Here is a 10926-nt window from a genome sequence, read left to right as displayed (position 1 = left end):
GTAGTGAAACGATGCATCGCCGATGGTAGTGTGGGGTTTCCCCATGTGAGAGTAGGTCATCGTCAAGATTAAATTCCAAAACCTCATTTGCGAAAGCAGATGGGGTTTTGTTTTTGTGCGAGAAAAATGTGCGACCGGCTTCAGCCGGGAAAGGGCCGTTACATTCGCCACATCTCCATGATCAATAGCGGTGCCCTCCCGGCTAAAACCGGTCGCACAAGGCAGGAAGGCAAATGGGTATCGTACAGAACAATCGATATCATTTTTCTATTCAAAGCGTTGTCTTCCTTTAAATTTTATATCCATATGAATGCTTTTGAGATCTTATACTGGAGCTCGGTTTCCATAAGAACTTAGGAGTCGACAATGGCTGCCGCCGATTACGTTGATCAGATCCAGAACCTGTATATCGCTTACTTTGGCCGCCCGGCCGACCCGGTAGGGCTGGCATTTTGGGCCGCAGAGGTCAATGCGGCCAACGGGAATCTAAGCACGGCCATCGCTGGTTTTTCGGCTTCAACCGAGTCCGCTGCCCTTTACGGTGGTATGTCGTTGGCTGCTAAGGTTACTGCCATTTACAGTAACTTGTTCAACCGGGCGCCGGAGCCAGCGGGCCTGATTTACTGGGTCACCAAGATATCCAATGGTGAGGTTTCCGATGTCCAGGCGGCATATCAGATTCTCAGCGCGGCTGGCCCTGGCGATGCCACGGCCATAGCCAACAAGTTGAGCGTGGCAAAAGCCTTTACGGTCGCGCTGGATACGCCGGCGGAGATCGCTGGCTATAGCGGCCTGGCGTCTGCGGCGTCGGCGCGGGCATTTCTGGCCAAGGTCGATTCCACGGCTTACACCTTCAATCAGGCGGTCACCGGGCTGAGTGTGGGTGTAGCCGAGGCTACGGGCACCAGCATCACCAGCCCGGCTCCGACGGCTCCGACATTCAACGCTATTACGGTCGTGGCTGGGGGGGCGTACAACGGTACTTCGGGGCTGCCCGATAAGTACTCATCCACTATTGCCAACCTCAACGGTACGACAATCGCTGGCAACGTAGCAGATACCGATTCCCTGACCTTAACAACCGCAGGCACTGTCACTCTCAATAATGGTTCTACCGGCGGCACCTTGAGTAATATCAAGGTATTGAGCCTGGCCAATGGCACCAATACCATTACCTACAACACCTCGGCGGGTATCAGTACGATCAATGGTGGGACGGGGGACGATACCTTTATCCTCAACTCCGCGCTGCTGCCTATCGCTATCAGTGGTGGCAATGGTACCGACACCATTGTCTTGACGGCAGCTTATGCGGCAACCGCCTCCGGTAGCGGCACTTTTGCCAGTAATGTCACGGGTATCGAAAAGCTGAGCCTGACCAGCGCCACCAGTCAGACCATCGATCTGCAAACTCTGGGCAATTACAGTGACGTAACGGTCGGCGCCGGTTCGAATGGTTTGACACTGAGTAATCTGGTGAGCAACGGCAACCTGAGACTAACCGGCTCTGGCACTGCTCTGACCATCACCAACGCCGCGTTTGCCGGTGGTGCCAATGACATTGTCAATTTGTCACTGAGTGACGGCAGCACCTCTGCCGTGGCCTTTGCCAGCACGGGAATAACGGCATCCGGGGTTGAAACGGCCAATATCAGTGTCAACGATACTCAAGCCACGCCCTCGGGGGCATTCAACGACACCCTGACCTGGCTGGGCAATTCCATAAAGACTATCAATGTCAGTGGCAATGCCGGTCTAACCCTGAGCGCAAACAGCACTGCGCTGACTACGGTGGATGCCAGTGGTATCACCTTGGGAGGCTTCACCTGGACTGCCTCGGCGCTGGCGAGTACCGCGACCGTCAAAGGCAGCCTCTCTGGCACCAATACGGTCAACTTGAACTCGGCGACGGCGGGCGTCAACTATACCGGCGGAGCAGGCAACGACAACGTCACCATCAATGGCTCCGTCTCCAGTACTGCGGCTCTAGGCAACGGAAGTAACTCTCTGGCCCTTAATGGCGCGACCATCCTGGGCACTTATACGGGCGGCACGGGAAGCGACAGCCTGGCGTTCTTTTCGGCGCTGCCGGATATCAGCAATGCAACGATCACGGGCTTTGAAAACCTGACGTTGACCAACAATGCCAACGTCACCATGTCGACTGCGCAGTTCTCGCAATTCACCGGCACCATCAATGCGGCGGGCACCGAGACCCTGAACCTGTCTACTGCCGGTACTCTCACCGCCGCTAACACTATCGAAAAATATAACCTGGCCAACGGCACCAATAACTTTACCTCAGCCAATGTCGCGGTGCAGGTAGCTGGCGGCAGCGGTGCTGATACTTTCAACTTTACCGCCAATCAGATTGTCAACTTCCTCACCAGTCTGGATGGCGGCCTTGGTACCAACACTCTCAACATCGGCGCGACGACTACCCAGTCGATAGACCTGAGCACCAAGGTCTCCAATATTCAGGTCGTCAATGTCGCCGGCAGCATAGGGACAGCCGGTTTCACCAACGTCGACGGTGCGGGCGTCATCCTTAACTACACCAAGAGTACCGGCGACAATACAATCATCCTGGGGAGTGGCGGGCAGACACTGAACCTGTTGGGCTCCAGCGCCGCGTCAACAACGATCACGGGTGGCGCGGCGGTCGATGTGATCAATTTGCAAACGTCCGGCTTTGGCTCGGAGACGCTGATCGAAACAGGCGCCAATATGTCCAATCGCAATCAGGTTGACCAGGTGGGCAACTTCAATGCGACAGGGACAGATTATTTCAAGACTGGCGTCAACGCAGCCTTCGTCGGTAGTTATATCATCGGTAATGCCGACACAAGCAATTACCTGAGCACAATCAGTAGTGGCCTGTCCATTGTTCTGAATAACACCGGTCAGGCTTACCTGATCACGATACAGACAGGGTCGGCAACAGGAACGTACTTGTTCCAGAACAGCGGGTCAGATACCTCGCAGTTCGACTCAACTGACTTCTTTATCCAACTTACGGGAGCGGTGGGTACGATTACTGCGGGCAACCTGATTGCGTAAGTGCTCATAGCCGTAGAAGAAGGCCACCTTGGCGTGCGACCTTCTTCTGCTAAGGCGTCGACTTTGTCTATCCCTGGGCTCTCAGTGCACTGATGATAAATGCATGAAGACTATTAACCGCCTTTGACCCGCGCGAAGCCCGGCTACGCATTATGGAAACTTCCATGGGTTCAATGTTTCCCAGGCCATGCTCGCTGCTCAACACCTGAAACGATGGCTGCACACTGCACTGTGTGATCGCGGCAATGGCGAGCCCACCCTCAACCGCGGCTACCTGTCCGGCCAGGCTGGAGCTGTTATAGACCACCTTGAATTGGCGTCCCTGTTGAGTCAGTGAACTCACCGCATAATGCCGAGCCAGGCTTGCGCTTTCGTAGACGGCGATAGGTATCGGGTCTCGTCGCCAGAGCTCGAACTGGGGTGAGCCAACCCAGACCATCGGCTCTTTGAAGAGAAAGGTCCCTCCTTGTGGCGAGTCTCTGGACACCAGCGCAAGATAAAGATCGCCACTGCGCACACGCGGAATAAGCGTGGTCGACTGTTCGCAGTTCAGTTCTATTTCCACGGCTGCATAGCGCGGCGAAAAGCGCTTCAGAACCGGTGTGAGATACCTGGCGGCGTAGTCCTCCGCGACGCCCAGGCGGATTAGTCCGGTTAGTTCTTCCCCATGGAAAGCCGCCTGGGTCTCGGCGTGAAGTGCAAGCATGCGCCGGGCGTAGCTCAGCAGTGTCTGGCCATCATCGGTCAGATGCAGGTGTCTCGGCCCGCGACTCAACAACCGCCGTCCAAGGGCGGTTTCCAGTTTCTTCATCTGCATGCTGACGGCTGACTGTGATCTGTTCACCTCGTGGGCCGCCCCAGATAGCGAACCGGCATCCACCACCGCCACGAAGCACTTGAGCCAATTGATCTGCAAGTCGCTGGCAGGCATTACCGTTACCTCTATTCGTTAATCGAATGGCCATTACGTGAATTATGCGCTTTTCAAGGTGGTTGTACGCCCGCAAGATGCTGGCATTGATAAACACTTGCTGGATCTGATCATGCCCTTCGAGACCTGGTTGCTCTATCTGATTACCTGCTGCGGCATCGCGATAGTGCCTGGGCCCAATGCGTTGTTGGTGCTTACCCATGGAGCTCTTCACGGCAGTCGTAAAACCTTGTTCACTATCACAGGCGGTGTGCTTGGATTTGCCATCGTCCTGTCGTTTTGCGCGTTGGGATTGGGCGCGCTGATTCAGGCCTCGGCCACCTGGTTCACGGCCTTGAAGATTGTTGGCGGGCTCTATCTGATCTGGTTGGGTTTCGGGCTATGGCGATCTGCCCCCGTGGGCCTTGATACCGGCGTTACTACAAGCGCTGGAAGCTGGTCGCTGTTTCGTCAGGGGCTGGTGTCGGCTATTTCCAATCCCAAGGCGCTGCTGCTATTTACTGCGTTTATTCCACCCTTCCTGGATCCGCACCGAAGCGTCTTCGCACAGACGGCTGCTATCGCACTGACCTACGCCGTCGTGGAATTCATTGTTGAATATAGTGTGGCCAGCGCAGCGCACCGGGTCAGGCCCTGGTTGGCTCGAACCGGGCGCCGTTTCAATAAAGTGTGCGGTGGATTCTTTGTTCTTTTCGGTTTGGCCTTACCTATCCATACCTGAGGCCAATAAAAAAGGCCGCATCTGCATGCGGCCTTCTGCGTGACAACAACCAGGCGCTCAGTCTCCGCGATACACGCAACCACTGGTGCAGGTCTCATGGATACGAATGGCGGACAGCTCCGGCAGCAGAGGCTTGAGTTCATTCCAGATCCACTTGGCCATGTTCTCGCTGGTTGGATTCTCAAGGCCGGGAATATCGTTCAGATAGTTATGGTCAAGGCGTTCATACAGCGGCTTGAAGATCGCCTTGATTTCGGAGAAGTCGCGGATCCAGCCGGTATGGGGATCGACGTCGCCTTCCAGGTAGATGGCGACGCGGAACGAATGCCCGTGCAGACGGCCGCACTTGTGCCCCTCAGGGACGTGGGGCAGGCGGTGGGCAGATTCGAAGGTAAATTCTTTGAAGATTTCCAAGGTATCTTGAACTCTGTAAGTGGCGTTCGCCGAAGCGATAAAAGCAGATGTCGAGTTTAACAGTAATGATTTGCCCGATGCGCAAAACATGGCCGCAGGCTAATTCAGGGGCCGCAGATGCTCCGTCAGGCGATTGTTGTCGACCAGCTCAAGAAACTCGTCGCCCATGCGCTGACTCTCCTCCATGGCCTTTCGCCAATAGGTCTGCCTGGTCTTGTCGTCACCCATGAAGCGCTTGAAGTCGTTTCTGTCCGGCAGCTTGCCGTAAGGCAGTCGTGCCAGGTATTCCCTGGATGGGGCAATCAGCAACACGTCCTGCAGCCTGCCGAGGTCGCCCTTGCGCCAGGGTAGCGTCTTGTCGAACCAGCCGGGAATGATTCGATCGATGAAATGCGGGTAGAGCACAATGTCGTCGCCGGAGTAGGGCAGATCAAGGTGATAGTCGAGCAGCCCGCCATCGCGAAAAGTCCCCGGCCCGGCGCCAGGGATATCCACCACACCTTCCATGACCATTGGGATCGAACCCGAGGCGAGCAGCGCCTGACGCAGATTAGAGGTGTCCAGATGCAGGCTGCGTGACGGGAAGTCGGTCAGGGCATGCAGCGGCGGCGCGAGGCGCTGGTCATGCATGATCAGGCGTTCGAAGTGCCGTGACAGCCGCGCGCGTCCGAGCAGGTTGTCGGCAATTACCGAAGACAAACCAAGCCCCAGGCTGCGACGATGGTCATGGGCCAACCGGCCATGGCTTTTGACGATCATGATATTGAGTCGGTAGTGGGGGTTATCCAGTATCTGGGCGTCCTGGCCTTCCAGCAGGCTGTCGAGCATGCGTACGCAACTCTGGCTGACTTCTGCGATGGTGACGCCCTTGGCAAAGCTTTGCTCGTTATACAGCCGTCCGAGACGGCGGATGCTCTCGACCGGATTGGGCAGACAGGCACTGGCGAAGCGCCAGGAGCCAATCGAAGCGCCAATCAGTGAGCGTTCTCGCGGTGCTCGTGGCAGCCACTCGCCGAACAGGGCCAGATCCAGTCCCTGTATCCCCAATGCCTTGGGCCCACCGGCGGCACCCGGCACGATACCGACGTCCCGCGGATGCAAACCCTGCTCTCTGAGCCTGGACATTGCCCGGCGGCCTGCCTTGAGGGTCAGGCTGCTGGATTTGATAAGGATGGCACTCATGGACGTCTCCGTTGGACAGGCTGTTCATCATACCCGCTGAGCCATCTGTGTCGTTTGACAGGAATTCGCTGTGCTGATGGCGATTGGCCGCAGGTATTAAGCTTGAATTAAGTTCGGGTCGTTATCTTAAGGACCGTAAAGCCTGTTTACCCCTTGGAGATGAATGATGAAAACTTTGACTGCCCTGTTCGCCGCCACCGCCCTGACTCTCACCGCCGGTATTGTCCAGGCGCGTGATATCGGCCCTGATGAAGCCCTGCGCCTGCGCGATGCGGGTACTATCCAGTCCTTCGAGAAGCTCAATACCCTTGCCCTGGGCCAGCACCCCCAGGCGACCATTACCGATACCGAGCTTGAACAGGAATACGGCAAGTATGTCTACCAGGTTGAATTGCGCGATACCAAGGGTGTCGAGTGGGACGTGGAGCTGGACGCGGTGACCGGACAAATTCTGAAGAATCATCAGGACAGTTGATGCAAAAGCCCAGGCGTCTCTATTTATTCTGCGGTGTGATCCTGATGATGCTGTGCACCAGGATCAGCGCCCGGGACCTCGATCAGGATGAGGCGCTCAAGCTGCGCCAAAGTGGCGTCATACAATCACTGGAGCAATGTATCGATGTGGCGCTCAAGCGCTACCCCGAATCCAGGCTGCTGGAAGCCGAACTCGAGCTCAAACACGATATCTACGTATATGAAATTGAATTGCTCACTCGTGAGGGCATCGTTCGCGAGTTGAAGTTCGATGCGCGGAACAGCCGCCTGATAGAAGACAAGGAAGACGATTGATGCGACTGTTACTGGTTGAGGATCATGTGCCGTTGGCCGACGAACTGCTGGCGGGGCTTGGTCGTCAGGGTTATGCAGTCGACTGGCTGGCTGACGGCCGTGATGCCTTGCTGCAAGGCGCCACCGAGCCCTATGACTTGATCGTGCTGGATCTGGGGCTGCCCGGCATGCCCGGTCTCGATGTGCTGCAACAGTGGCGCCGTAATGGTCTGGCGACGCCTGTACTGATTCTGACGGCCCGTGATTCCTGGGCCGAGCGTATCGAAGGCCTGAAGGCCGGTGCCGATGACTACCTGACCAAACCCTTCCACCCCGAAGAGCTGCAATTGCGCATTCAGGCGCTATTGCGTCGCTCTCATGGTGTGGCCAATCAACCGCGTCTCGAAGCGGCCGGGCTGCATCTGGACGAAGGGCGGCAGTGCGTCATGCAGGAAGGCGATGACATCCAGCTGACTTCCGCCGAATTTCGCCTGTTGCGCTATTTCATGCTGCATCCGGGGCAGATCCTTTCCAAAGGGCATCTGGCCGAGCACCTTTACGACGGAGAGACCGAGCGCGACTCTAATGTTATCGAGGTCCACGTCAATCATCTGCGCCGCAAGCTGGGACGTAGCGTGATCGAGACGCGCCGGGGCCAGGGCTATCTGTTTGGCGGAAGCGGCGGATGAAGTCCATTCAAGGCCGCCTCAGTCTGTGGTTGGTCAGTATCGTTCTGATTGTGGTCTTGGTACTGGCCCAGATCAGCCTGTGGTTGTTCGAGGTCGGCTTGCAGCGTTATCTGGAGTCCGGACTGCGCAACGAGAGCGAAGGCCTGCTGACAGCTTTGGTACGTGGTCCCGACGGCCTGCAATTGAACGAGCAGCATGTCTCTCCAGCCTATCAGCGGCCTTATTCCGGTCACTATTTCCGCATTGACTTTGCCCAGGGACATTGGCGCTCGCGCTCGCTTTGGGATCTTGAGCTGCCAAATCTCGAAGGGCCGGGATTGCACGCTCATTCCGAGTTGGCCAAGACCGGTCAGTCGCTGCTGGTATTAAACGCGGACTACCGCAAATTCGGCCAGAAGATTTCAATTACCGTGGCCCAGGATTACACGCCGGTCAGGGCCAGCTTTCAACGGGTGCAGCAGATCGGCCTGGGTCTGGGCGGGGTGGCCTTGCTGTTGATCCTGATCCTGCAGCGCATGACCGTCAGGCGCGCCTTTCGTCCTCTGGAGCGGGTGCGCGAGCAGATTTCCCAGCTGCAACAGGGGCAGCGCTCACAGCTGGATGATGCCGTGCCCCAGGAGCTTGAGCCTCTGGTCGCCCAGATCAATCACCTCCTGGCCCATACCGAAGACAGCCTCAAGCGTTCGCGAAATGCCTTGGGCAATCTCGGTCATGCCCTGAAAACGCCTCTTGCGGTGCTGATCAGCCTGACGTCCGACAGCCGCCTCGACGCTTATCCGGATATTCGCCGCACCTTTAACGAGCAACTCGAACAGATCCAGCAACGCCTGAGCCGGGAGCTGAATCGTGCACGCCTGTCCGGAGACGCCTTGCCCGGCGTTTTGTTCGATTGCAGTGTTGAGCTGCCTGGCTTGCTGGCGACCCTGCGCCTGATTCACGGCGAACACCTGGCACTGCGTACCGAGATCCCTGCCGATCTGGCACTGCCCTGGGATCGCGAGGACATTCTGGAGCTGCTGGGCAATGTATTGGATAACGCCTGCAAATGGGCGGACAGTGAGGTGTGCCTGGGCATACACCGGCAAGAAGGGAGTTTTATCCTGCTGATCGACGACGACGGCCCCGGTATCCCGGAGAATCGTCATGACGAGGTGGTCAGTCGTGGCACCCGTCTAGATGAACAGGTCGCGGGGCATGGCCTGGGCCTCGGCATTGTGCGGGATATCGTCGACGCCTGGGGCGGCCAGTTACAGTTACTGGTAAGCCCGCTGGGTGGCCTGCGTGTTCGCATCGAGCTGCCTGATCCCGCCGCTCGCGGCTGAGCGAATTGCCAAGTGCTTCTCAACTTTCCGTTGCCGTGGCCGTTAACAGTTCAAGCCTGTAGCTCAAAAACAATAACTACATCTCCCTGAGGAAGTCTTATGCGTCTGAGCCTGAAAGCCAAGGTCCTGTCACTGGCCATGCTGCCGGTGCTGATTTTCGCGGTGGTCATCAGTGTCGTGACTGTTGTGATATTGCATAAGCAGGCGCAGCAAGAGGTCGATGACGCGCGGGTACGTCTGCTTAATGACGCCAAGACGACGCTGCAAAGCTATGTATCCATCGGCCTGAGCACGCTAAAGCCGCTTTATGACGCCTCTGAGCAGGGCGATATGTCCGCCAGGGACAAGGTGATCAAGCTGCTTTCCGCCGGGAGCTATGGCAAAGAGGGTTACTTCTTTGGCTATGACTCCCAGGGCGTACGCCTGTTCAAGGGCAGCAGCCCTGACGGTGTAGGCAAAAACGTCATGGATGCCAAGGATCCCAATGGCGTTTACTACATTCGTGAGCTGATTGGTTCGGCCAAGGCCGGTACCCACTATTCGCAGTACACCTCGACCCTGCCGGGCAAGACTGAATTGCTGCCGAAGCTCGGTTACACCGAATACTTGCCAAAATGGGACATGATCGTTGGCTCCTCGGTCAATCTGGACGGCATCGAGGGGCAGGTTGCGATAGTGCAGCAGGCCGTGGACGATCGCCTGCGTGACATGCTGCTGAGTATCATCGGTATCGCCGTCGTGGTGCTGATCCTTATTGCCATTGCCGGTGTTGTTCTGGCCTCCACCCTGCTGCGGCCTTTGCGCCTGATGAAAGACAATCTGGATGACATTGCCGCCGGTGAGGGCGACCTGACCAAGCGTCTGGCGATCACCAGTCGCGATGAGTTGGGCGATCTGGCGGGCTCCTTCAACCGTTTCGTCGACAAGATCCATGGTCTGGTGCGACAGATTGCCGAGATGACCACGCAACTGACTACCCTGGTGGGCGAAGTCTCCAGTCAGGCACAACGTTCCGAGCAGGCCATGGAGCGTCAGCGCACCGAGACCGATCAGGTGGCGACGGCGATCAATCAGATGTCCGCAGCCGCTCAGGAAGTCGCCCACAGCGCTCAGGGTGCTTCGGTGGCGGCGCAGCAGACCGATCAGGAAGGTCTTGCGGCCAAGCGTGTAGTTGACGGCAGCATTCGCCAGATTCATGCGTTGGTGGACGATATCCGCAACAGCGGTACTTCCCTGGACAGTCTGCAGCAGGATGTGTCTTCCATCGTCAGCGTATTGGGAGTGATTCGCTCGATTGCCGAGCAGACCAACCTGCTGGCCCTCAATGCCGCCATCGAAGCAGCGAGGGCAGGGGAGGCCGGTCGCGGCTTTGCCGTGGTGGCGGATGAGGTACGGGCATTGGCCAGCCGCACCCAACAAAGCACCCAGGAAATCCAGGGCATGATCGACCGCCTGCAAAAAGGCACCCAGAGCGCGGTGGAGGCCATGCGTCGTTCCAGTGAGGCCGGTGACGGTACATCGAAAAGCGCCAATGAAGCGGGCAGCTCACTGGACACCATCGGCCAGTTGATCGGCACCATCAACTCGATGAATGCGCAGATTGCCAGCGCCGCCGAAGAGCAGACCGCCGTAGCCGAAGAAATCAACCGCAGCGTGCATCAGATCGCCGTGGCGGTGGAGAGCGTGGCCGAGGAGACCCGGCATAGCGCCCAGACCTCCCGCAGCCTGTCGGACTTGGGGCAGCGGCTTGGGGCATTGGTCAGGCAGTTCAGGGTTTGATATTGATGTAAGCGGTTTTTCTGTGGGACCGGCTTTAGCCGGGAATACGCCTTCCCGGCT

Annotated in this window: 10 protein-coding genes and 1 pseudogene; 8 read left to right on the top strand and 3 right to left on the bottom strand. The window is 57.4% G+C overall.

Going from position 1 to position 10926, the window contains the following annotated elements; translation table 11 throughout:
* Positions 1–366 precede the first annotated feature (366 nt).
* Positions 367–3060, top strand: coding sequence for a DUF4214 domain-containing protein (locus ACCD02_RS32155; RefSeq protein ID WP_413310618.1), 2694 nt, complete (start codon positions 367–369; stop codon positions 3058–3060).
* Positions 3061–3127: 67 nt separating this feature from the next.
* Here the strand turns inward: ACCD02_RS32155 and ACCD02_RS32150 are convergent, their stop codons facing one another.
* Positions 3128–3991, bottom strand: a complete 864-nt coding sequence (locus ACCD02_RS32150; RefSeq protein WP_413310617.1) for a LysR family transcriptional regulator — start codon at positions 3989–3991, stop codon at positions 3128–3130.
* 112 nt (positions 3992–4103) lie between these two features.
* Between ACCD02_RS32150 and ACCD02_RS32145 the strand changes: the two genes are divergently transcribed.
* Positions 4104–4712: a LysE family translocator gene (locus ACCD02_RS32145; RefSeq protein WP_413310620.1), complete on the top strand. Its 609-nt coding sequence runs from the start codon at positions 4104–4106 to the stop codon at positions 4710–4712.
* A 57-nt stretch (positions 4713–4769) separates the two neighbouring features.
* Here ACCD02_RS32145 and queD read toward each other — a convergent pair whose 3' ends face one another.
* Together queD and ACCD02_RS32135 are read right to left on the bottom strand one after the other, a co-directional pair.
* Complete coding sequence (gene queD, locus ACCD02_RS32140; RefSeq protein WP_259106020.1) at positions 4770–5126, bottom strand: 6-carboxytetrahydropterin synthase QueD; 357 nt, start codon at positions 5124–5126, stop codon at positions 4770–4772.
* Positions 5127–5225: 99 nt separating this feature from the next.
* Positions 5226–6308 (bottom strand): patatin-like phospholipase family protein, encoded by a 1083-nt coding sequence (locus ACCD02_RS32135; RefSeq protein ID WP_413310616.1) that lies wholly within the window; start codon positions 6306–6308, stop codon positions 5226–5228.
* Positions 6309–6474: 166 nt separating this feature from the next.
* Here ACCD02_RS32135 and ACCD02_RS32130 point away from each other — a divergent pair, with 166 nt between their 5' ends.
* The 6 genes and pseudogenes from ACCD02_RS32130 (at position 6475) to ACCD02_RS32105 (ending at position 10866) form a co-directional block, all read left to right on the top strand.
* A complete protein-coding gene (locus ACCD02_RS32130; RefSeq protein WP_413310615.1) occupies positions 6475–6783 on the top strand; it encodes a PepSY domain-containing protein in 309 nt (102 codons plus the stop codon).
* On the top strand, positions 6783–7097 hold the full coding sequence (locus tag ACCD02_RS32125; protein ID WP_413310614.1) for a PepSY domain-containing protein: 315 nt from the start codon (positions 6783–6785) through the stop codon (positions 7095–7097). The genes ACCD02_RS32130 and ACCD02_RS32125 overlap by 1 nt, the downstream gene beginning before the upstream one ends.
* Positions 7097–7765 (top strand): response regulator transcription factor, encoded by a 669-nt coding sequence (locus tag ACCD02_RS32120; RefSeq protein ID WP_413310613.1) that lies wholly within the window; start codon positions 7097–7099, stop codon positions 7763–7765. Before ACCD02_RS32125 ends, ACCD02_RS32120 begins: the two co-directional genes overlap by 1 nt.
* Complete coding sequence (locus ACCD02_RS32115) at positions 7762–9087, top strand: sensor histidine kinase (protein WP_413310612.1); 1326 nt, start codon at positions 7762–7764, stop codon at positions 9085–9087. Before ACCD02_RS32120 ends, ACCD02_RS32115 begins: the two co-directional genes overlap by 4 nt.
* Before the next feature lie 99 nt (positions 9088–9186).
* Positions 9187–10008 (top strand): annotated as a pseudogene (locus ACCD02_RS32110) (cache domain-containing protein); the annotation flags it as partial.
* A 36-nt stretch (positions 10009–10044) separates the two neighbouring features.
* Positions 10045–10866, top strand: a complete 822-nt coding sequence (locus ACCD02_RS32105) for a methyl-accepting chemotaxis protein (protein WP_413310619.1) — start codon at positions 10045–10047, stop codon at positions 10864–10866.
* The last annotated feature ends 60 nt before the right edge of the window (positions 10867–10926 follow it).

The organism is Pseudomonas sp. Pseusp88 (genome assembly GCF_047303955.1).
Lineage (GTDB): Bacteria > Pseudomonadota > Gammaproteobacteria > Pseudomonadales > Pseudomonadaceae > Aquipseudomonas.
This window is presented reverse-complemented; position numbering and strand designations above follow the sequence as displayed.